The sequence below is a fragment of the Rothia sp. P7208 genome, from assembly GCF_048512915.1.
Lineage (GTDB): Bacteria > Actinomycetota > Actinomycetes > Actinomycetales > Micrococcaceae > Rothia.
Genome location: NZ_JBLXXW010000007.1, coordinates 60,931 through 82,591 on the forward strand (window position 1 = coordinate 60,931; position 21,661 = coordinate 82,591).

General features: G+C 45.9%; 20 protein-coding genes. 16 read left to right on the plus strand and 4 right to left on the minus strand.

Annotation, left to right across the window (positions count from 1 at the left end; genetic code table 11):
- Positions 1-23: 23 nt before the first annotated feature.
- Genes ACN084_RS07080 through ACN084_RS07125 form a run of 10 tightly spaced genes read left to right on the plus strand, consistent with a single transcriptional unit; the run spans position 24 to position 11,630 of the window.
- Positions 24-1,046, plus strand: coding sequence for an NAD-dependent epimerase/dehydratase family protein (locus ACN084_RS07080; protein WP_419106372.1), 1,023 nt, complete (start codon positions 24-26; stop codon positions 1,044-1,046).
- Entirely contained in the window at positions 1,039-2,037 is a 999-nt protein-coding gene (locus ACN084_RS07085) for a CgeB family protein (RefSeq protein ID WP_419106373.1), read from the plus strand. Before ACN084_RS07080 ends, ACN084_RS07085 begins: the two co-directional genes overlap by 8 nt.
- A complete protein-coding gene (locus ACN084_RS07090) occupies positions 2,028-3,086 on the plus strand; it encodes an RNA-binding protein (protein ID WP_419106374.1) in 1,059 nt (352 codons plus the stop codon). The genes ACN084_RS07085 and ACN084_RS07090 overlap by 10 nt, the downstream gene beginning before the upstream one ends.
- A complete protein-coding gene (locus ACN084_RS07095) occupies positions 3,086-3,811 on the plus strand; it encodes a cytidylyltransferase domain-containing protein (RefSeq protein ID WP_419106375.1) in 726 nt (241 codons plus the stop codon). Before ACN084_RS07090 ends, ACN084_RS07095 begins: the two co-directional genes overlap by 1 nt.
- Complete coding sequence (locus ACN084_RS07100; RefSeq protein ID WP_419106376.1) at positions 3,808-6,051, plus strand: N-acetylneuraminate synthase family protein; 2,244 nt, start codon at positions 3,808-3,810, stop codon at positions 6,049-6,051. The genes ACN084_RS07095 and ACN084_RS07100 overlap by 4 nt, the downstream gene beginning before the upstream one ends.
- On the plus strand, positions 6,042-7,184 hold the full coding sequence (locus tag ACN084_RS07105) for a glycosyltransferase (RefSeq protein WP_419106377.1): 1,143 nt from the start codon (positions 6,042-6,044) through the stop codon (positions 7,182-7,184). The genes ACN084_RS07100 and ACN084_RS07105 overlap by 10 nt, the downstream gene beginning before the upstream one ends.
- Entirely contained in the window at positions 7,181-8,395 is a 1,215-nt protein-coding gene (locus tag ACN084_RS07110) for a zinc ABC transporter permease (protein WP_419106378.1), read from the plus strand. Before ACN084_RS07105 ends, ACN084_RS07110 begins: the two co-directional genes overlap by 4 nt.
- 30 nt (positions 8,396-8,425) lie before the next feature.
- Complete coding sequence (locus tag ACN084_RS07115; RefSeq protein WP_419106379.1) at positions 8,426-9,472, plus strand: glycosyltransferase family 4 protein; 1,047 nt, start codon at positions 8,426-8,428, stop codon at positions 9,470-9,472.
- 59 nt (positions 9,473-9,531) lie between these two features.
- Positions 9,532-10,470 carry a glycosyltransferase family 2 protein gene (locus tag ACN084_RS07120; protein WP_419106380.1) on the plus strand — a complete coding sequence of 313 codons (939 nt, stop codon included), beginning with the start codon at positions 9,532-9,534 and terminating at the stop codon, positions 10,468-10,470.
- Between the two features lie 5 nt (positions 10,471-10,475).
- Positions 10,476-11,630 (plus strand): glycosyltransferase, encoded by a 1,155-nt coding sequence (locus ACN084_RS07125; protein WP_419106381.1) that lies wholly within the window; start codon positions 10,476-10,478, stop codon positions 11,628-11,630.
- 79 nt (positions 11,631-11,709) lie between these two features.
- Here ACN084_RS07125 and ACN084_RS07130 read toward each other — a convergent pair whose 3' ends face one another.
- The 4 genes from ACN084_RS07130 to rfbA form a co-directional block, all read right to left on the minus strand.
- Positions 11,710-12,006 carry a PqqD family protein gene (locus ACN084_RS07130; protein WP_419106382.1) on the minus strand — a complete coding sequence of 99 codons (297 nt, stop codon included), beginning with the start codon at positions 12,004-12,006 and terminating at the stop codon, positions 11,710-11,712.
- Positions 12,003-12,866: a nucleotidyltransferase family protein gene (locus ACN084_RS07135; protein WP_419106383.1), complete on the minus strand. Its 864-nt coding sequence runs from the start codon at positions 12,864-12,866 to the stop codon at positions 12,003-12,005. Before ACN084_RS07135 ends, ACN084_RS07130 begins: the two co-directional genes overlap by 4 nt.
- Before the next feature lie 140 nt (positions 12,867-13,006).
- On the minus strand, positions 13,007-14,416 hold the full coding sequence (locus tag ACN084_RS07140) for a polysaccharide biosynthesis tyrosine autokinase (RefSeq protein WP_419106384.1): 1,410 nt from the start codon (positions 14,414-14,416) through the stop codon (positions 13,007-13,009).
- A gap of 168 nt (positions 14,417-14,584) precedes the next feature.
- A complete protein-coding gene (rfbA, locus tag ACN084_RS07145) occupies positions 14,585-15,445 on the minus strand; it encodes a glucose-1-phosphate thymidylyltransferase RfbA (RefSeq protein WP_419106385.1) in 861 nt (286 codons plus the stop codon).
- 83 nt (positions 15,446-15,528) lie between these two features.
- Between rfbA and rfbB the strand changes: the two genes are divergently transcribed.
- From rfbB to sufU, 6 genes are all read left to right on the plus strand, one after another.
- Positions 15,529-16,527, plus strand: coding sequence for a dTDP-glucose 4,6-dehydratase (gene rfbB, locus ACN084_RS07150; RefSeq protein WP_419106386.1), 999 nt, complete (start codon positions 15,529-15,531; stop codon positions 16,525-16,527).
- 3 nt (positions 16,528-16,530) lie between these two features.
- Entirely contained in the window at positions 16,531-17,955 is a 1,425-nt protein-coding gene (gene rfbD / locus ACN084_RS07155) for a dTDP-4-dehydrorhamnose reductase (protein ID WP_419106387.1), read from the plus strand.
- A gap of 250 nt (positions 17,956-18,205) precedes the next feature.
- The gene (locus tag ACN084_RS07160; RefSeq protein ID WP_419102086.1) at positions 18,206-18,814 is read left to right on the plus strand and encodes a 50S ribosomal protein L25/general stress protein Ctc; all 609 of its coding nucleotides are present in this window, start codon (positions 18,206-18,208) and stop codon (positions 18,812-18,814) included.
- A 125-nt stretch (positions 18,815-18,939) separates the two neighbouring features.
- Entirely contained in the window at positions 18,940-19,533 is a 594-nt protein-coding gene (gene pth, locus ACN084_RS07165; RefSeq protein ID WP_419106388.1) for an aminoacyl-tRNA hydrolase, read from the plus strand.
- Between the two features lie 172 nt (positions 19,534-19,705).
- The gene (locus ACN084_RS07170; RefSeq protein WP_419102088.1) at positions 19,706-21,007 is read left to right on the plus strand and encodes a cysteine desulfurase; all 1,302 of its coding nucleotides are present in this window, start codon (positions 19,706-19,708) and stop codon (positions 21,005-21,007) included.
- A gap of 25 nt (positions 21,008-21,032) precedes the next feature.
- Positions 21,033-21,485 (plus strand): Fe-S cluster assembly sulfur transfer protein SufU, encoded by a 453-nt coding sequence (sufU, locus tag ACN084_RS07175; protein ID WP_419106389.1) that lies wholly within the window; start codon positions 21,033-21,035, stop codon positions 21,483-21,485.
- Positions 21,486-21,661 lie beyond the last annotated feature (176 nt).

Sequence of the window (21,661 nt, forward strand, 5' to 3'; positions counted from 1 at the left end):
ATCTATATAAAATTTAGGGAAACATGAAAATTTTACTTACTGGCGGCGTTGGATTTATTGGTCTGAAAACCGCAAAAAAACTTGTTGAACAAGGGCATGAAGTTGTTGCGCTCGATAGCTTGTTAGAGCAAGTGCATCAAGATATTGAATCAGAAAAAGCGCAGTTCCCCGGAAAGATTATTGTTGGTGATGTGGCGCTTCCCGAAACATGGGAGAACCTTGAAGGCGCTGATGCCATTATTCACCTTGCGGCTGAGACCGGAACAGCTCAGTCTATGTATGAAACTGAGCGTTACCGTAGCGTGAACGTTGACGGTACCCGATATGCAGCAGAATATGCCGTTAAATGGAATGCTCCTCTTGTTTCGCTGAGCTCACGAGCTGTTTATGGAGAAGGTTCTGCTGAGCGTGCAACTAAAGAGTCAGATCCTCACAAACCATTATCTGTATATGGTGAAACTAAATCTGAAGGTGAAGATATCGTCCGTGAGGTAGTTGCTGGCAAAGTGCCGGCAACTATCGTCCGTCCACAGAACGTTATCGGTCCGGGACAGGCCCTCCATAACCCCTATACCGGCGTATTGGCGGCTTTTCTTGCACGCCTTCGTGAAGGTAAGAACCTTTCTGTGTATGGGGATGGTACTCAAACCCGTGACTTTATCCATGTAGAAGATGTCGCAGATATTCTGATTTGGGCGTTAACAAACCTCCCTGAACTGGACGAATCACCTCGCATTATTAATGCTGGCTCAGGTGAGCGTATTACCTTAGACCAACTAGCTCAGTATTCTATTGACGCTGTTCCTGGTGGTTCTGAAGCGATAATCGAACACGTGGATATCAAACGAGCTGGCGATATTGACCATGCTCTTGCTGATATGTCTTATGCGTATTCTTTGGGCGCACCTCAGGCGCGTTGGAGTGCACGTGAAGCAATCGCTGACTTTATTCAGAAGTCTTGGAAAGCTCCTGGTGCAGATAGCTCTGCATGGGAGACAGCTCTAGAAGAACTCACTGAGCGGGGCCTTGCAGAGCATAATGACTAAACCGAAATTACTCTTAGTTTCTCCTGGGTTCCATGGTTATTGGATGACAATTCGAGATTCTATCGTCCGCCTAGGCTATGAAGTTGTCACCCACGTTTATGATGCTCCTGGAAATATTCAAGAACGTATTACGAATAAAATCTTGCATGATCTTCCTGAACGTTTTCGTCCAGAGAATCTAGAGCATCAGGTTACGGAGAAAGCTATTGTTGTTTTCTCGGAGCAGAAACCAGATATTGTCTTGGTTGTCAAAGGTGACCAGCTTGGCCACCGTTGGTGGGAGACTCTTGAACGTTCAGGGGTTCGTTATGGTACCTGGATGTACGATGAGCTTCGTCGTATGCGCTATACCGATGAGTTGCTTCACCACATCGGTCCTATCGCAAGTTATAGTCCTGCCGATGTACAAGACCTAAAATCTCGTGGTTTTGATGCTATTGATGTTCCTCTAGCCTATGACTCACACATGGAGATTGCTCCGTCTGTAGAAACCCATATTAGCTTTGTTGGTGCTCGCTATGAGGGTCGTGAACGTATGCTTAAGGCTCTTCATCAGGCAGGTATTCCAGTTCGAGCTTATGGCAAACAATGGTCACGTCACTGGTGGGATGTAGCACGAACTCGTCAGTTTAAAGACCCCGGTTTGCCGACTGGTCGCGATTTAGATCGTTCTCAGGCATACGGTATGATGGCGGCGTCCCCCGGAACACTCAACATTCATGGAGACCAAGACGGTTTTACGATGCGCACCTTTGAGGCTTCTGGTGTTGGGGGGCTACAAATTATTGATCGTGATGATGTCACTCGATACTATGAGCCAGGGACTGAAGTGTTGACGTATTCTTCTACCGCGGAGCTCATTGAGTTATGCCGACGTATCGTTGCTGACCCACAGTGGGCTCAGAAAATTCGTGAGGCAGGGAAACGTCGTACGTTAGCAGAACATACATTTGATGAGCGCGTCAAAGTCTTGGAGACTCTATGGCTTTAAAATTTCCTCGCGATTTGTCTGCTTGGCAACAATGGCAAGCTAACTCTAAACCAGAACAACGAGTAAAAAACCTACTTCGTAAGTTGAAGGGACGTCAAGAACAAAACATCGCATCCTGTGCTGTTTCAGGTGTTCTGCATATGAATCATCCTGAACCTGAGCTGTTGATTGTTCTTGAATCGACTTCTCCTACCTCGGTTGTTTCTTTGTTGCGCCCTGTGGAATATCTGAAGAATCCTCGTGTAGCAGTGATAGCTCCTATGAACGTTGAAGAGTTCCTTCCATCTGGCTCGTGGCGGGTTCAAGAAGTGAATAGTGATGTTCTTGCTCGACAATTTACTTTCAAAGTTGTACTGGCATTGGGACATTATCTCCCGTTAGGCGCTGCTATATATTGTGATGCTCAGAAGATGGGCTGGGAGTTTATTGTCGTTCAACATGGCGTAATGACTCCTTTTACTCCGCCATTACCAGAAAACTCAACTCTATTAGCTTTTAGTGATGCTGATGGTGATTTTTGGCGCTCGGGAAGAGAAGATATTACTGTTCATACAGTAGGCTCTCAACTATTTTATGAAGCGGCGCAGAAACCAAAAGTTGATATTGAGAGTATTGATTCTACTCCGGTGTTTTTAGGGCAGATGCATGGCGCTGAGCTACCGCGTTTATCTTTTGCTCGGGCTGGGTATAAATTCTGTCTAAATCACGGTGCAATCTATCGCCCACATCCTTCGGAAAAGGATAAACTGTCTTTAATAACTCATAAATTATGGGGACAACGAGGAATAACTGTGGACACGTCCGCAATCCCTCTTAATGAGATGACTCATCCAGTCGTTTCAATCTTCTCGACGGGAGTCTTAGAAGCTGCTATTCGAGGTATTCCTTCTTGGGTGTATCACCCTAAACCAGAACCATGGCTTATTGAGTTTTGGGAACGGTACGGCATGAATCGTTGGGGCGATTCTCCCACTGAACCTCCGGTTCAACCGCGTACCGTACCCGCTGATACTATCGCTCGCATCATCGCAGAAAAATTGGAGAAATAATGCGCATTCTATGCGTTATTCCTGTGCGCGGAGGTTCTAAGGGAATCCCTCGGAAGAACCTCAAACTCATCGCAGGTAAACCTCTGGTTGCATGGACTATTGAACAAGCTCTTGAAGCAAAAGAAGCTCTGGCACCAGAACACATTATGGACGTCATCGTTTCAACAGACGACCACGAACTCGCAGATATCGCTCGTGAATATGGGGCTGAAGTTCCTTTTATGCGTCCTGCTCATTTAGCGGAAGATACTACGGCTACTGAGCCTGTTATCGAGCACGCTATCGAGTTTGTCGAAGAGCAGGGACGACGCCCTGACGCTGTGATGCTTTTACAAGCAACGAGCCCTGTTCGTTTACCTGGCACTCTTGAACGTGCCGTCCGTCAATTTGCTATCTCTGATTCTGACTCTATGGTGGGAGTCATTCCTATCGGTCCTTTCATTTGGACTGCTACAGAACCACCGCAAGCTCAATATGAGGTGATGGCTCGTCCCCGCCGTCAAGAACTGACCCGTGAAACCTACCGTTACCGTGAAAACGGCTCAATGTATATCACGGCCACCGAAATTTACGAAAAGTACCATAACCGTCTTGCCGAGAATATTGAGCTTTTCTTACTCGACGAGGTAGAAGGTGTTGACATTGACGCACCTATTGACTTTGCTGTAGCCGAACACCAGCTCAACGAGATTCTTAAGACCCATAACGAAAGTAGCTCCTCATGATTATCGAACGTAATACCACCCCCTATGTAGTGTTTTCTGAGGATCCCGTTCTCACCGCTCTACAAAAAATTTCTGCAAACCAACAGCGCATCATCTTTCTTGTAAACGAGTCCGGCGTGCTTCAAGGCGCTCTGTCTGACGGAGATTTCCGTCGCTGGTTGATCGCTCATCCCACCGAATCTCTGGAAACTTCTGCCCTTGAGGTTGCGAATAAGAACGTTCACAGTGTGCCCTTTGGCACCGATACTGCAGCTCTCAAAGCAGAATTCGCTAAAGGTATCTCACATCTTCCACTCGTCGATGAGCGAGGACACCTTATCGCTATCGCTATGAATGAACAGGATGTTCTTCGTATCGGTAAACATGAGATTACCCAAGACAGCCCAGCATTTATCATTGCTGAAATCGGAAATAATCACCAAGGTGATGTCGATTTAGCAAAGCGTCTTGTTGACCTCGCGGTAGAAACCGGCGCAGACGCTGTGAAATTCCAGCTACGTGATATGGATGCGCTATATCGTCAAGCAGGTTCTCAATCTGCCGGCGAAGACCTCGGTGTGCAATATACCCTTGACCTGCTCTCACGTTTCTCATTGTCTGTCGACCAGATGTACGAAGTCTTTGATCACGTCAAAGAACACAATATGGACATTATGTGCACCCCGTGGGATGCACCTTCTGTTCAGGCTCTTGTCGATTACGGTATTCAAGGTATGAAGATTGCTTCTGCCGACCTCACAAACCATGAGCTGCTTGAAGACGTTGCGTCTCGTGGCCTACCCATGCTGGTTTCTACCGGTATGAGCCGTGAAGAAGAAATTCGTGAATCAGTTAAACTTCTTCAAAACCGTGGAGCTTCGTACGCTCTCTTACAGTGCCAGTCTGCGTACCCGGCACCGTTCAAAGACGTCAACCTTGCATATATGGATCGTCTTGCTGAAATTGGGCAGTGTCTCGTCGGCTACTCCGGACACGAACGCGGGTATCACGTCCCTGTAGCTGCTGTAGCACGCGGAGCAAAAATTATTGAAAAGCACTTCACTATTGATAAAACTCTTGAAGGCAACGACCACACCGTCTCGTTGCTTCCAGAAGAATTCACTGCAATGGTGACTCAAATCCGTGAAGTAGAAGAAGCTATTGGTACGGCAGCCCCCCGTGAAGTATCTACCGGCGAACTTATGAACCGCGTTAACTTGGCAAAATCATTGGTTGCAACTCGTGATATCGCTAAAGGCGAGGTCGTTTCAGAAGCTGACGTTGCTGTTAAATCTCCTGGCCGTGGTCTCCAGCCGAACTGTCTGCCACAGCTTGTTGGACGTACCATGCAACGTGACGTTGAAGCAGGCTCCTTCTTCTTTGAAGGGGATCTTAAAGATGACCTCGTAACTCGTCGAGACTTCACTTTTGACCGTCCTTGGGGTCTTCCTGTTCGTTACCATGACTACAAGCCCCTCATCGAAGACTCGAAGCCTGATTTTCTTGAGTTCCATTTCTCTTATAAAGATCTCGAAATCAACATCGACGATGTCTTTGACCAGAAGCTTCCCATGAGCTTTACAACTCACTTGCCAGACCTCTTTGCTGGTGATTTCTTAGTAGACCTCGCCTCCCGTGACCAAGATATTTGGGAGCGTTCCATCGCTGAGGTTCAACGCACCATCGACATTACTCGTGACCTTACCCGTTACTTCACCGTAGATGATGACCCTGTCATGGTCGTGACTATGGGTGGTTTTACTAAGGACGGACATATCCCTGCTTCTGCACGCGCTGATAAGTATGAGCGTATTGGTGAGGCTCTTGGCAAACTAGATACTTCTGGGGTTCGTATCGCGGCGCAAACTCTGCCGCCTTATCCTTGGTTGATGGGCGGTCAGCAATACCATAACCTCTTCCTCGATCCTCAAGACACCGCAGAATTTTCAGATACGTATAACACTGCGCTATGCCTCGATATCTCACACACCATGTTGGCTGCAAACTTCTTGAAGATTCCGCTGTCTGAAGCGGTAGAGCTTTTGGCACCACGCTCTATCCATTTGCATTTGGTTGATGGCAAAGGTGTCGACGGTGAAGGCGTTCAAGTGGGTGAAGGTGATGTTGACTGGGCAGCTCTCGGTAAACAGCTTCGTGAGCTGACTCCTAAGTCGTCCTTTATTCCAGAAATTTGGCAGGGCCATATCAACAACGGTGAAGGATTCTTTACCGCTCTAGATCGGCTTGAAAAGTGGCTCTAAAAGACACATCCCAGTTGCCGGTTGCTCTCTGGGCAATTCCGGTTCCTGAATTTGGTGGAGTAGCCCGGCACGTTGTAGATTCTGCACGTGCCGGGCTACCCGGCTATCAGATGATTGTCCTCGCACCTGAAGGTGAACTCACCCGTCAGCTTCAAGAGCAAGGAACTGAGGTTATTACCGCACAGTATGGCCCTGACTACGGTTTTGCTACCTCTTTTAAATCTTTGTTAGCAGCAATAAAACAGGTTCAGCCTCATATCCTTCACTCACATCTTGCATACTCTGATGTTGTGGCATGTGCTGTGATTCAGAGTCTTAAATTGCAATCTTTGGTGAAGAAAAGCGTTCGTGTACCGTCTTTAGTGACAACCGAGCATGGTATTGCTGGTAACGATGAGGTATATCATGGGAGCTCGTGGCGTTCTCGTTTAATGGCAGGAATCCATCGTGTTCGCTTGGCTGGTACAGATGCTGCGATTGCGGTGTCCCGTTCGACGGCTGAACAGATGCGCCGTAAATGGGGTGCGTCTAGTGTGAACGTCGTTCTGAACGGTGTTCACGGTACTGATCTTTTGAAGCAGTTAGAAAGCTATCGTACGGAGCGAACATCTCAAAATATAAAAGTGCTTTCTCTTTCTCGTCTTTCTCCAGAGAAAGGTCTTGACGTACTGCTTGAAGCGTTTGCTCATTTTTCTGAACATAACACTGACGCTTATTTAACTATTGCTGGTAGCGGCCCATTACGTGAGGTATTAGAAGATCAGGCACGAATCCTTGGAATTGAGACGAAAGTCCATTTCCCAGGGTTCGTGGATTCTGTCCAAGCCATGGCAGAACACGATATTCTAGTTCAGCTATCAGTATGGGAAAATCTTTCATATACACTCATTGATGCTCATATTGCTGGAATGAAAACTATCGCCACCGATGTTGGCGGAAACAGCGAGATTGTTGTCGCTGAAGGTCTTGTTCCTGCTATTACTAAAGATAACCGTGAAGACGTCATCAAGCTTGTTGCCCAAAAACTTACTCAAAAAGCACACACTGAAAAACCCTCTCAACAGCAGTGGGTTAGTGCAGAAGAAATGACAGCTAATATCGTGAACATCTATCAGAAAGTGAGTTCCTCATGAGTGCAGCTTCCCTCTCTGAACGTATGAACGGTGCTCTTACTGCCGAAGCAAAACATCTCAAAGAGAGTGTTGGCAGCATTGTCATGTCGGATTTCATTTATGGCCTGTTTATTTTTGCTTTAGGAGTAACATATTTTGGTATTCCTCTAGGATCCGCTGTATCTATCATTCTCGTCACTCACGCTTCAACACGAAAAGCGCACTATAGCGACCCACGTCTGAACCTATTTATTGTTATTGCGGTCTTAGCCGTTGCGTATACTACAATAAGTTCTGTAGTTTTTGGTGTTTCCACAGTCGATGAGACTCTACGAAGAGCATTCCGCATTTTTATCGTGATTCTCTTGGCACTTTTCATCGGCGATAAAAGAATTGACGCACGATCTTTGATTTTTGGTATTGCAACAGGCATGATAATTAATGCTATTGCATATTATACTGGTATTGCACCGGATGCTTATACTGGATTTTTGACCGGCTGGCTTGGAGATAAGAACGTCTCCGGACTTTGGTACGCTTTTATTGGCTTGCTCTTTTTTACGTACCTTGATGATAGAAAGAAAAAGCTCTTAGCTTTTATACTTTTCAGTATTTTGCTCTGGGAAACTGGATCACGTACTTCTCTTGCCGGATACATATTCGCGCTTTTGTGGCTGACTTTTGGGAAAAAAATTGGTTTTGTAACAAAGATTCTTTTAGCTGCATTTATTGTGTGGGCTGTGGACTACCTAACAGAAAATTACGCTCACGTGGGTGTTTTCGCAAACCGTGATGGTAGTGATTTATTACGTGCACGTATCGATACAGCAACGCTAGAGAAAGTCTCCCAGACACCATGGCATGGTCAAGGCTTTGGGCAAGCATATGTATTCTTACCTGGTGGTGACAGCAGATGGTTATTCCATAATTCTTTTTACACTCTCTTCGTTGAAGGCGGGTGGATTTGGATGTTTGCGGTTCTGCTTATTACTCTTTTGGCAACAGTTTTCTGGAAACAACGACCTCAAAAAGGTAAAGAACGTATTATTGTTGCTGAGGCAGCGATTGTTCTCCTCGCAATTTGTAGTTGGCGTCTTGGCGAAGTTATTCTGACTATCCCCTGGGCAATTGTTGTTGGTATCGGTCTTTCTTATTTGGTGAAGCCTGAAGATGCTATTGCTTTTTACAAAGAACAAAATTACCTAAGGAATGTGGAAAGGCCTGAACTGTAAAAATCTATCTTCATAGAAGGAATAGCTTTGATGTACAAGGAACTAACTATTGCTACGAATAACGGCGATATCGGTGGGGGAGAAATCATGCTCCTTAACGTTGCTCGTTCCGCTCGTAGCTTAGGCTACCACGTCACTGTCGTTGGACCTGCCGAACCATCTGCTTTGGTTGAAGCTACACAAGATGAGGGTTTTGACACCGTAATTTTACCTGCCACGACACGTAAACACTATATTGCTCAACTACGCGTCTGGGATAAAAAACATCGTAAAGGACTACTGTGGTGTAACGGACTTCTTCCTTCTTTTGCCACTGCGAGGCATCCTGACCGTATCGTTCACTTGCATCAGCTTCCTGAAGGAAAACTCAAATACCTTGCTCCTATCGCACGACGAAAAGCTTTGACAACACTTGTCCCTAGTGATTTTGTGAGCAACCAGTTATCTGAAGCCGAAACGTTTTATAACTGGGTTAACGAAGTTCCTATGCCCTTAGATAGAAAAACCTTCTCTCAACGAAATGTCAAAGTAGGTTTTCTGGGTCGTCCATCTGAAATCAAAGGAACAGACATCCTCGCTTATGCCATACAAAAATTGAATCAAGCATTCCCTGAAGAAAACTATTCATTAGTACTTGCTGGGGAATCGCGCTTTATCGGAGAACAAAGTCAACAACGGGTACAAGAAGCTTTAACTAATCTTGGTGACAACGTAGAAACTCTAGGATGGATTACCCCCTCAGAATTGATGAAGAACGTCGACATCATGGTGGTGCCTTCTGTCTTTAACGAGGTTTTTGGTCTCGTTGCTGCCGAAACTATGAGTGCACGTGTGCCATTGATTATCTCTAACGCTGGTGCTCTTCCTGAAATTCTTGGTGAAGAATACCCATGGGTATTTCCTAAAACAGATGTATCAGCCCTCGCTAGAACAATTCGTCGTATGTCGCAGGAGTTAGCCATTCACTCGGATAGTTTGCAAGAGACCGTAGACGCCCTTTATTGGCGTTGGCATGAACGGTATTCTCCGGAAGCAGGTAAAGGCCGTGTAGAAGAACTTCTTAAAAGATATTGTTAACAACCTTAGATTTTAACGTCAGAAAAGTACATAATTCACTCATGAGAGAGCACCTTTAAATGTATAAAGCAGCAGTTATTATCCCCACTAGGGGAGGAGCGTCTAAACTTCATTATCCTTTAGACGCTCTAGAACAGCAGACAGAAAAAGATTTTCAAGTCATTGTTGTCTGCGATGGTGATATTGACGGATCCGAGAGCGTCGTAAAGGCCTACCAACAGCGCGGCATCCTCAATATCGAAGCTATCGTTTTTCCTGAGAACCGTGGTCGTTCTAAAGCTCTTAACGCAGGGCACCAGGCGGCTGACGCAGAAATTCTCATTCGCTGTGATGACGACCTCGAACCGGGCGAAAACTATATTGCAGAACATATTCGTCTACACCAAGGTGATGGCGAGACCGGAGTGATTGGTTTAGTTCACAATGTGTATCCTGATAATGCTTATGCGCGAGCTTATGGATACCACCGTGACGTAAAATTTAGGGAAGACGCCTATAGAGTTTCTCCTGAAAGACGTTGGAACTTCTGGAACGCGAATGCGTCACTGACTCGTCGTATGTATGAAAAAGTTGGTGGATATGATGAGCGATACCGGCTCTACGGCTGGGAAGATGTCGATATGGGATATATGCTCCACCAAGCTGGAGCAACCATTATTCTTGCGCCAGAGCTAGAATCTCGTCACTATATCGCGGCAACAACAACTGCAGGACGAGCAACCAGAGCTTTACACTCTGGCGCTGCACGGGCAATCTTTATTGATAAACATGGTGATGAAGTTTTAGGGGACAATAAACTCCATGGTTTGTGGGGAACTGCTGTCAAAGCTGTTGCCGCTCTAACCACTGAGAAAACCATTAATATCTTTGGATCAGCTATTGATTCTGTTGCTGATAGGCTTCCTCGTAAAGTCTCAGAAAAACTTATTTCACTTGTTGTAGAGTCTGCTGGATATGCCGGAATTACATATCCTCAACGCGCCCGAAAGGTCTTCTAAACTCCATGGTTCTTTTCCCCCAACTCAAGAACTTCCTTCGCAAATTCTCTCGCACCGCACCCATAACAGAAGAGTTCGCTATTGCTCATGACTACCTCACACAGCGTGGTGGGGCAGAACGTGTTGTGCTTGCTATGCATAAAGCTTTTCCGGAAGCGACAATCTATACCACGTTATATGATCCTGAGAATACTTACCCAGAATTTAAAAACGCTAAGGTTGTTGTCTCTCCTCTGAATAGAATAGGGGTATTTCGTCGAAACCATCGTTTGGCCTTACCCATTTTGCCTATTGCGAGTTCTTTTCTCCGCGTACCAGCGCAGAAGATTCTTGTCTCCAGCACAGGGTGGGCGCATGGCTTTAACTTTTTTGGTGCATCACTCATCTACTGCCATTCACCAGCACGGTGGCTATATCTGAGTGATGAATATTTAGGGAGTTCTACTCACCCATTAATTGGTGCCGCATTGAAAGTTCTTCGCCCTGCATTAATCCGTTGGGATCAACGTGCTGCACAGAAAGCGGGCCCTTATGTCGGGAACTCGACAGTAATTCGCCAGCGCATTTTTGATGTGTACGGGAAGGATTCTGAAATTATCTTCCCACCGTATTCTACGAGCTCAACAGACGTAACCGAACCTATCTCTGGTTTAGAAGAATTTATGGCTGACGGCGATTATTTTCTCGTGGTTTCTCGTCTTCTGCCGTATAAGAACGTGGCAGACGTCGTGCAAGCATTTAACCGATTAGGTCAGAAACTTCTTATTATCGGTTCTGGTCCTATGGCTCAAGACCTGAAAAAAATAGCTAAATATAATATCCGGTTTGCTCACAATGTTTCGGACGCGCAGCTGAGTGGAGCCTATGCTCATTGCCGTGCTTTATTGGCGGTCTCTTATGAAGATTTTGGGCTGACACCCCTAGAGGCTGGCTCTTATGGAAAGCCTACGATTGCTTTACGAGCTGGCGGTTATCTTGACACCATCCAAGAGAATGTGAACGGAACTTTTATTGAGAAACCAACCCAAGAAAATATTTATCATGCTGTAGACACTTTTAACCCCGAACAATGGGACGCTCAGCATATTCGTGAATATATTCAAAAGTTCTCTGAAAAGCAATTCGTTCGACAACTTCGTCAGAAATTAGCCTCCCTCTAGAACTAATCATTGTGATGCCTCAAGAATGTATTGAGACAAAAGAGTGGTACGAGAGAAACTCTCGTACCACTCTTTTCTATTAGCTGTTTTCTTTGAGATACCCTCTAGAAACAAAAGACTGGATAAAATCTGTTACCTCATCTTTAATATCTTCAACGGGCACCTGATAGATTTCACTAATTTCATTCATTAATTCTTCTAAGGTCATAGGGCCTTCTAAAAGCACCCAGATTGCCGCGCTAGAGCCTTCAAGAATCATAATTTCTGAAGTTCGTAAATCAGCAAGATAGACTGCATAGAACTCTTGATGTGTTTCAACCTCATGGTTAAGAACAAAAGCGCAAGAAGGAGAATGAGTATATCGTGGGGTGCTCATCGTTTTTTCCTGATAGCTGTAAATCGTTCAAAGAATTTTTCTCGAAGTTCTTGACGGGTTGGTTTTCTGCCTAAGGTCATTGCTAGATGATCTTCGTTAACTGTAACGATAGACTTGATAACCCTCCACTTATCGCCTAGCGTTCGAGCGCGTCGTAGGCGAGCAGTCCACTGAAGAGCTGGTGTTGAATCCTCAGAAACAGACTTCCATAGGAGATAGTGGCGGTTATCTTTATGTGCTTCAATATTTCCTAGCGCTGTATCAAAAGCTAATAAAGAATCTAATTCTTCTGCTCGGTCACGTAACCTATCCCAACCGGAAGCGTCAAGAGAAGAATCTAAGAACGTTATATCAGGTTTAACTTTTGCAGAAGCTCGTGCACCATGTAGAACAACAATAAGCTGCATATCAATCAGAGAGGGGACAACGCATGGGTAATGCGCTATTTCTTTCACGCGACGCCTTTCCCATAACTGGTCAAAAGCTCGTGTAGGGTTCTCATATCCAAGGCCTGGGAAATAACGGTGAATATCTGTTAACCCCCATGATGGGTGATAAAGAGTTTGTGCATGCTCGAAAATGGAACCTGTTTCAAAATGAGCTAGGGTCTGCCATCCCGCCTGATTCAAAATATAGATAAAACGTTCTACATGCGCAGGTCGCACTAACACATCAACGTCAGTGCTCGTTCTACCTAGGCGGTAAGCTTCTCGTTCGAAAGCATAACCTTTAATATGTAGGATATCGATACCGTTGAGATCAGCTAGATGCTGAAAATAAGCATGAGATAAGCGAATACGCACAGGTAAAGAAACCTGTTGCTCTATCGTCGAACTATTACTCTGAAAGTCATTGCTCAAAATTGATATCCCCTAAATCTATGCATTGACACTATTGTATCCCTAAAACTCTTGCTATGTGGGGTAGAAAGTTCTTACCTCAAAAACGAAGGGGTGATGTGGTATCTACGATGTACCACACCACCCCTTATAGCTCTGCGCTATTTTTTACGTTTAGTTTTTGACTTTTTGGTTTTCTCTTTATCAGAACCGTAGTAGGAAGTATATCCGCCATAGGTTCCGGCGTAGCCAAATCCATAGTAAGAATTGCCTAGACCGCTGAGCGGGGTACGGTTAATAACCGCACCTAAGAGGTTAGCTCCCACTTTTTTAAGCATCTTAGAGGACTCTTCAAGATGTTCCTTACGGGTTTTTCCAACCGTTGCAACAAGAAGCACACCATCTACTGATGGGGCTAAGAGAGAAGCATCGGTAACGGGAAGAAGTGGAGGAACGTCAACGATGACCTTAAACTCTTTCGTAAGATCCTCAATGAGCTTGCTCATTTTATCTGACCCAAGAAGTTCAGAAGGATTAGGAGGAGTATGTCCTGCCGGTAAGACATGAAGGTTGGGGCTACCATGATACGGGCGGGTGGCTTCCGTCAGATTAATCTGGCCGGCAAGAACCTGGCTCAAACCGACTTTAGAATCGAGTTTAAACTTCTTTGCAATGGTTGGACGACGCAAGTCAGCATCGATGATGATGGTTGGCTCACCCGACTCAGCCAAAGAACGCGCCAGAGAAGTAGCTACGGTGGATTTACCTTCACCCGGTTCAGAAGAGGTCACAATAATAGAGCGTGGCGGTTTATCGACGTTGACGAAGCGGAGGTTCGTACGTAGCTGACGGATTGCTTCTTGAGAAGCATGATCGTCTTTGTTCGTCGTGACCTGATCTTCAGAAAGGCTCTCAGTTTCTGGGAGCATACCCAAAATACCTGATTCAGTAGCTTTAATAACGTCATTACGAGTACGAACTTTAACGTCTAGAGCACGGCGTAGGAAAATAATGGCAAAAACAATAACCAAACCAATGAGCGCTGCAATACCGACATTCTTTTTGGTATCGGGGCTGATGGGAGCACTAGGAAGCGTCGCATCGTCAAGAGGGACAACGCGTACGGTGGTTGACCCTTCTAACTCATTGACTACTTTTGCTGTTGCTTCTAGAGAAGAGTTTGCTAATGCTTGTGCACTTTCAGGGCTGGTTGCTGTTGCACGAACTCGGATAAGAGCAGATTCTCCTTCGAGAGAAGCTTGTAAGCTTCCACGAATCTGACCTTCAGAGAGTTTTAGGTCAGGGTTTTCTGCGAGAATTTGCTTTGCAACAGGTCCAGAAGATACCAATGCTAGATAAGAACGTGCCTTATCTTTTGCTGCTGAACTACCGGAAATTACATCGCCGATACCTTCAGATTGCCCTACGGTTACATAACCGGTGGCGGAAGAAGCATAGATTTTAGGTTGGAGGAGTGAATACCCCAGCCCTAAGAGGGCTCCGATGAGTGCGCCAATAATCAAGAGTTTTAAATTAACCCGGAGTAGACGCGCAAAATCAAGAATTGTCATGTTGTAAAACCTTCAAAAGGCGGAATGATTGTGGTGATAAATATAGTTATAAGCCTCCGTCATTCTAACACTGGTCATCTTATCTACCCGAGTGAGTGATAGAAAACTCTCAAAAGTAATTGTTTTCACGAGGAGGACAAAAGCGTGATGACGTAAGTACTTTGAAAACTATTTCAAAAGATTAAGAAGGTACTGCCCGTATCCACTCTTTACTAAAGGCTGAGCTCGTCGAGCTAACTGCTCGTTATCGAGGTATCCCATACGCCAAGCAATCTCTTCAGGGCAGCCGATGGATAGACCTTGACGTGCCTGAACAGTGCGAATAAAGCTTGTCGCATCTGCCAAAGAGGCGAATGTTCCGGTATCTAGCCAAGCCGTTCCTCGAGGAAGTACTTCTACTTGGAGTTTTCCTTGCTCAAGGTAGACCCTGTTCAAATCAGTAATTTCTAATTCGCCACGGGCAGAGGGCTTAATGTTTTTAGCATATTCAACAACGTGATTATCGTAAAAATATAATCCCGGAATTGCGTAATCGCTCTTTGGGTGCTCTGGTTTCTCTTCAATCGAGAGTGCTTTAAAATCATCATCAAATTCGACGACACCATACGCTCTAGGGTCTGCAACACGGTAACCAAATACCGCGGCTCCTTCGACGTTGCTATATTTACGGAGCTGATTGCCTAGACCCGGCCCGTAGAAGATATTGTCCCCGAGTATCAGTGCCACACTATCGTTGCCAATGTGCTCTTCTCCTAGAAGGAATGCCTGAGCTAGACCATCTGGAGAGGGCTGTACCTTGTACGTGAATGAAACTCCAAATTGTGATCCGTCCCCAAGCAGACGCTGGAATTGTTCGCTATCTTCTGGTGTCGTGATGATGAGGATATCTTGGACGCCCGCCAACATTAAAGTTGAGAGCGGATAATAAATCATTGGTTTGTCGTAAACAGGAGTGAGTTGCTTACTGATGCCGAGTGTGATGGGGTGGAGTCGACTACCGGTTCCCCCCGCTAAAATAATTCCCTTCATACGCCTTATTGTGTCATGAAAATCAATGTAGCATTTGTTATTTGCGTAAGCGCTACGAATAATACTTCCCGTACCATGTAACTATGGGAAAAATTCTTGTCACCGGCGGAGCCGGCTTTATCGGTTCAAATTTCGTACACCACCTTTTAGAGAACACTAACCACCACGTAACTGTGCTCGATATTATGAGCTACGTGGCTAATGAAAAATCTTTGGCAGGTCTAGACTCTTCACGTTTTGAACTTGTCAAAGGTGATATCGCAGACCGCGATGTGGTAGATCCACTCGTACAACAGGCAGATGCTGTCGTTCATTATGCGGCAGAATCACACAACGATAACTCGTTGAATGATCCCTCGCCATTCATTCATACCAACCTCATTGGTACATACACTCTTCTTGAAGCGGTACGTGAATACAAGACCCGTTACCACCATATTTCTACTGACGAAGTGTTCGGTGACCTCGAGCTTGATGACCCTCAAAAATTTACAGAACGTACCCCCTATAACCCTTCTTCTCCATATTCTTCAACAAAAGCAGGATCTGACTTATTGGTACGCGCATGGGTTCGATCCTTCGGTATTGAAGCAACTATCTCTAACTGCTCCAATAACTACGGCCCCTATCAGCACATCGAAAAATTCATTCCGCGACAAATCACCAACATTCTCTCCGGAATCAAACCAAAGCTCTACGGAGAAGGTCTGAACGTGCGCGACTGGATTCATGCCTCAGACCATTCCTCTGCCGTGCTCACCATCCTCAACAAGGGAAAAGTTGGGGAAACCTATCTCATTGGAGCCAACGGCGAAGAAAATAACATCACCGTACTACGCACTATTTTGCGTCTGATGGGCAAAGCAGAAGATGCATTCGAACATGTGGTCGACCGCCCAGGACACGATTTACGCTACGCTGTCGACGGCACTCGTTTGCGTGAAGAACTTGGCTGGGAACCTCGCTTCACAGATTTTGAATCAGGACTTGCCGACACCATCCGTTGGTATGAAGAAAACCGAGACTGGTGGGAACCTCTCAAAGCTGAAGTTGAAGCAAAATACGCGAAAGCAGGTCAATAAAAGATGACTCATGATCTTGCCGTGCATACCACCGACATTCCAGGGTTGCTTATTATCGATCTTCCTGTCCACGGAGATAATCGAGGCTGGTTTAAAGAAAACTGGCAGCGCGAAAAAATGGTGGCACTTGGACTACCTGATTTCGGTCCCGTACAAAACAACATCTCCTTTAACGCAAGTATCGGAACAACCCGCGGTATTCACGCTGAGCCATGGGATAAGTTTGTTTCAGTAGCTACCGGAAAAATCTTTGGTGCATGGGTAGATTTACGGGCTGGAGAATCTTTCGGAAAAGTCGTAACCGTTGAACTTGGCCCCGAGAAAGCGGTGTTTGTTCCTCGTGGTGTCGGAAACTCTTTCCAAACACTCGAAGACAACACCGCCTACACCTACGTGGTCAACGACCACTGGTCTGCTCAAGCTCAAGGTGAATACTCTTTCTTGAACCTCGCCGATGAAACTGTTGCTATCAATTGGCCTATTCCTCTCGAACAGGCAGAACTTTCCGATAAAGACAAAAATCATCCACGCTTAGACGCTGTAGAGCCTGTCCAAGAAGCTCCTATTCTTGTGATTGGAGCACAAGGACAGCTTGGTAAAGAGCTTGTGCGACAGCTTACCGAACGTCATATCCCGTATATCGCAGCAACTCGTGAAGAAATAGATATGTCTACCCCATCACAATGGGAAGCAGCATATCGTTGGTGTTCGTTGCGAGCCATCATTAATGCCTCAGCCTACACTGCTGTTGATAACGCACAGGTCGGTCAAGGCCGTACCGATGCATGGGCTGTTAACGCGACTGGAGTGAGCGCACTAGCTCAGATCGCTCGTGAAGCAAACATTCCGTTGGTGCACGTCTCAACTGACTACGTTTTCGATGGCAGTTTAGGACGTTCCGAAGAATACTCTGAAGATGCGCCAGTAGCGCCGTTGGGTGTATATGGACAATCCAAAGCTGCTGGAGAATGCGCAGTTAACGCTCTTAAAGCACATTATTTGGTGCGAACAAGTTGGGTCATCGGTGAAGGTAAAAACTTTGTGCTCACCATGCGTTCACTTGCAGAACGTGGAATAGACCCTGCCGTTGTTGCAGACCAGTATGGTAGACCAACTTTTACCGAAGACCTTGCTGGAGCATTATTACATCTACTCGAGACAAAAGCGCCTTACGGTACTTATCATGTGTCGAACACCGGCGAAGTTATCAGCTGGGCGCAACTAGCTCAAAATGTGTATGAAGCATGTGGACATGATCCTCAACGCGTGAGTGAAACAACCACTGCAGAATACTTTGCAGAAGCTGAGAACTACTCACCACGTCCTATGAACTCTGCAATGGACCTGTCAAAAATCATTGCTACTGGGTTTACTCCTCGCGACCATCAAGAAGCGCTCACAAAGTATCTTGACGGTTTACAGGACTAAAAACAGACGTTTGGGGTATTTGTGACTTCAGATACCCCAAACCTCCCCTTGCCTGAATACTATTAATCAGGCATAATTGAACGGTTGTCTCTTAGATATAAGAAGCATCATCACCTAAAAGCCAAGGCGGTGGAATATCTGCAGAATATTATGCAGGTAGGTCCGAACCCGACGGTGGCTGAACTGGAATCATATTCTGGCGTCAGTACACTGTATGGCGCAATAAATCCAGTTGAAAGGAGTATCTCTTATGTCAGATACCATCAAAATTTCCGCAACTCTTCGCGAAGGCTTCGGCAAAGGATACGCACGTCGTATCCGTATGGCAGGCGACATCCCTGGTGTAATCTACGGTCACGGTGAAGATCCCAAGCACGTTGTTCTTCCTGGTCACGCAACTACTCTTGCTGCACGTCAAGCAAACGCTATTCTTGCCCTTGACATTGAAGGCGAAGAAGTTCTTGCCATGATTAAAGACATCCAGCGTCACCCCATTCGTCCTGAACTTCAGCACATGGACCTTCTCATCGTTAAGCGCGGCGAGCGCGTCGAAATCGAGGTTCCTGTACAGGTTGAAGGCGAAGTTGCACAGGGCGCTGTTGCTAACCTCGAAGAAACTGTTCTTTTGGTTGAGGCAGACGCTTTGAAGTCTCCTGACGCTATCATCGTTGATATTGAAGGCCGTGAAGCAGGAAACCACGTTCTTGCCGGCGATATCAAGCTTCCTGCTGATGTAACTCTCGTTGCAGATGCTGAATTGCTTGTTGTTAACGTTTCTGAGCCTGAAGAACTCGACGTTCCTGAGCCTGAGACTGCAGAAGAAGCTGCCGAAGAAGCACCTGCTGAAGACGCAGAATAATCTTTTTCACCTTCTGAACTGATGAAGGTGACGACGACCCGCATACTATGATGGTGTGCGGGTCGTCGTTGTTTATGACTGATCTGTTGGCGAAGATTCGCGAAATAATAAATTAGAGGAAAATTATGAGTGACGTATGGCTGGTTGTTGGACTAGGCAACCCTGGAGCAGAATACGAACGTACCCGTCATAATATCGGGCAGATGGTCCTTGATGAGCTTGCTCAGAGTGTAGGCGGAAATTTCAAACGCCATAGTAAAGCGCGGGCAATGGTTCTTGAAGGACGGCTAGGTATTGGTGGTCCACGTGCTATTCTTGCTAAACCTTTGACGTATATGAACGTTTCTGGTGGGCCTGTAGGTCAGCTTTCACAATTTTATGGGGTATCTGCAGAAAATATTGTGGTGGTTCACGATGAACTAGATATTCCGTTTGACACCATAAAGCTCAAACGCGGTGGTGGCGAAGGTGGGCATAACGGATTACGAGATATTACCAAAGTGTTAGGTACTAAAGATTATTACCGTGTACGTACCGGTATCGGGCGTCCTCCTGGGCGGATGAGTGTCTCGGATTTTGTTCTTAAACCTTTTAGTTCAAGTGAAGTGCAATCCTTGCCGTTTCTTATTGATCAGTCAGCGCAGGCGGTACATATGCTGTTATCAGACGGTCTTGTTGCTGCACAGCAGAAGTTTCATACTGTACCGGCATCTTCCTAAAATTACTGTATACGCAGTTTTTACACGGTGATAAGGTGCGGTTTCTGACTGTACGTTGAGCATCATTTTGTCACTGAAGAACACGCTATCAAAACATGGTGTTATGATGTGCTACACGGAGCATCATCGCTATATCGACTATCTGCCAGCAGACCCCTAGAGGAGAAAACTCGTGACGCACCCTTACGCCTTAGCTTCAGGAACTGTTTTGAACAATCAGACAGTGCAACAGTTACGCGAGGACTTTCCTCTTCTCAACACCGAGGTTAATGGGAAAAGGCTTGTGTATTTGGACTCTGGCGCTACAAGCCAGAACCCTTATCAGGTGATACAGAGTGAACAATCTTTTTACCAGCAGGCAAATTCTGCTGTTCACCGTGGGGCACATACTCTTGCGGTGGAATCGACAGAACTTTTTGAACAGGCGCGTACGGTTGTTGCAAGTTTTGTTGGTGCACAAGAGAACGAAATAGTATGGACAGCGAATGCTACAGAGGCGTTAAACCTCATCACATATTCTTTTGCGAATGCTTCAGCTGGTATCGGTGCCCCCGCTTCACAACCTTTTGCACTGTCTGAAGGCGATGAAATTGTTCTTACCGAACAAGAACACCACGCAAACTTAATTCCATGGCAGATACTTGCCCAAAAGACAGGGGCAACGCTACGTTGGATACCGCTTAACACAGACGGAACGCTCAACCTAGAAGAAGCCGAACGTCTCATCACAGACAAAACAAAAGTGCTGTCTTTTACGCATGTTTCTAACGTTCTTGGGTGCATTAATCCGGTAGAAACTTTGGTGTCTTTAGCACGTCAGGTGGGCGCTTTCGTTGTTCTTGATGCTTGTCAATCTGTTCCGCATATGCCAGTAAACTTTCACGAACTGGATGTTGATTTTGCGGCATTTTCTGGGCATAAGATGCTCGCCCCCACTGGCATTGGAGTTCTTTATGCAAAAGCAGAACTTCTTGCTGCGATGCCTCCTTTCTTGACCGGCGGTTCGATGATTACAAAAGTCACGATGACCGAAGCTGAGTTTATGGAGGCCCCTACTAAATTTGAAGCAGGCACTCAAAAAATTTCTCAAGCTATTGCTCTAGCTGAGGCTGTGCGTTACCTTCAAAATATTGGGATGGATCAAATTCATGCATGGGAGCATGAACTAGGGCAACGGCTCATCAACGGAATACATCATCTTGACGGCGTACGTGCTTTAGGCCCAGAACCTGGGCAGCCACGTGCAGGGCTAGTTGCTTTTCATGTGGAAGGAGTACACCCCCACGATGTTGGACAGCTACTTGATATGCAAGGTATCGCGGTACGAGTTGGCCATCATTGCGCTCAACCGCTACATCGTGCTTTAGGTCTTACCGCTTCTACCCGCGCATCAAGTTATCTTTACAATACAACTGAAGACATTGATATTTTTCTTGAAGAGCTTGCGCAGGTTCGTAGCTACTTTGGGTACTAAAATTTTCGCGTAGAAAGACAACTTTATGAGTTCATTAGATTCTCTATACCAGCAAATTATTCTTGACCACTCTAAACAACGTTTAGGGGAGGGGCTTACCGAAACCCACGGTCACCCTAGCGCCGATAACCATCAATATAACCCTACCTGTGGGGACGAGATTAACTTACGTGTTCGTCTAAGCGAGGATAAACAGCGTATTGAGAACATCTCTTGGGAAGGTGATGGTTGCTCTATTTCTATGGCTTCAGCTTCGGTGCTATCTGAGATGGCTCAAGGGCTGAGCCTTGAAGAGTTTAACGAGATGGTGGAACAATTCCGTCAACTACTACGTTCTCGTGGAACCATCGAACCAGATGAAGAACTCTTAGGGGACGCCGCAGCTTTTGCCGGTGTTTCTCGTTTTGTAGCACGTGTTAAATGCGCGATGCTTTCGTGGGTTGCTGCTGAAGAAGCGGCAAAAGAAGCTCAATCGTAGACAATATAAGAAGCTCCTTTTGAATTCGGTATAAGGCAGCTACCCTAACCGCACAGTTTTGGCTAGCCAACGCATAAAAGATTAGTTTTGTGGGCTGTTGTCCCTAAAACTATGCCTAAGAATAATAGGCGTTTCTTTGCGTGCCTGACGTACTCTTGAAAAGTCAAAACATCCAT

Bases quoted from the DNA above. Each gene is read 5' to 3' on its own strand.
- ACN084_RS07080 (WP_419106372.1), top strand. From the start codon at position 24: ATGAAAATTTTACTTACTGGCGGCGTTGGATTTATTGGTCTGAAAACC.
- ACN084_RS07085 (WP_419106373.1), top strand. From the start codon at position 1,039: ATGACTAAACCGAAATTACTCTTAGTTTCTCCTGGGTTCCATGGTTAT.
- ACN084_RS07090 (WP_419106374.1), top strand. From the start codon at position 2,028: ATGGCTTTAAAATTTCCTCGCGATTTGTCTGCTTGGCAACAATGGCAA.
- ACN084_RS07095 (WP_419106375.1), top strand. From the start codon at position 3,086: ATGCGCATTCTATGCGTTATTCCTGTGCGCGGAGGTTCTAAGGGAATC.
- ACN084_RS07100 (WP_419106376.1), top strand. From the start codon at position 3,808: ATGATTATCGAACGTAATACCACCCCCTATGTAGTGTTTTCTGAGGAT.
- ACN084_RS07110 (WP_419106378.1), top strand. From the start codon at position 7,181: ATGAGTGCAGCTTCCCTCTCTGAACGTATGAACGGTGCTCTTACTGCC.
- ACN084_RS07115 (WP_419106379.1), top strand. From the start codon at position 8,426: ATGTACAAGGAACTAACTATTGCTACGAATAACGGCGATATCGGTGGG.
- ACN084_RS07120 (WP_419106380.1), top strand. From the start codon at position 9,532: ATGTATAAAGCAGCAGTTATTATCCCCACTAGGGGAGGAGCGTCTAAA.
- ACN084_RS07125 (WP_419106381.1), top strand. From the start codon at position 10,476: ATGGTTCTTTTCCCCCAACTCAAGAACTTCCTTCGCAAATTCTCTCGC.
- ACN084_RS07130 (WP_419106382.1), bottom strand. From the start codon at position 12,006: ATGAGCACCCCACGATATACTCATTCTCCTTCTTGCGCTTTTGTTCTT.
- ACN084_RS07140 (WP_419106384.1), bottom strand. From the start codon at position 14,416: ATGACAATTCTTGATTTTGCGCGTCTACTCCGGGTTAATTTAAAACTC.
- rfbA (WP_419106385.1), bottom strand. From the start codon at position 15,445: ATGAAGGGAATTATTTTAGCGGGGGGAACCGGTAGTCGACTCCACCCC.
- rfbB (WP_419106386.1), top strand. From the start codon at position 15,529: ATGGGAAAAATTCTTGTCACCGGCGGAGCCGGCTTTATCGGTTCAAAT.
- rfbD (WP_419106387.1), top strand. From the start codon at position 16,531: ATGACTCATGATCTTGCCGTGCATACCACCGACATTCCAGGGTTGCTT.
- ACN084_RS07160 (WP_419102086.1), top strand. From the start codon at position 18,206: ATGTCAGATACCATCAAAATTTCCGCAACTCTTCGCGAAGGCTTCGGC.
- pth (WP_419106388.1), top strand. From the start codon at position 18,940: ATGAGTGACGTATGGCTGGTTGTTGGACTAGGCAACCCTGGAGCAGAA.
- sufU (WP_419106389.1), top strand. From the start codon at position 21,033: ATGAGTTCATTAGATTCTCTATACCAGCAAATTATTCTTGACCACTCT.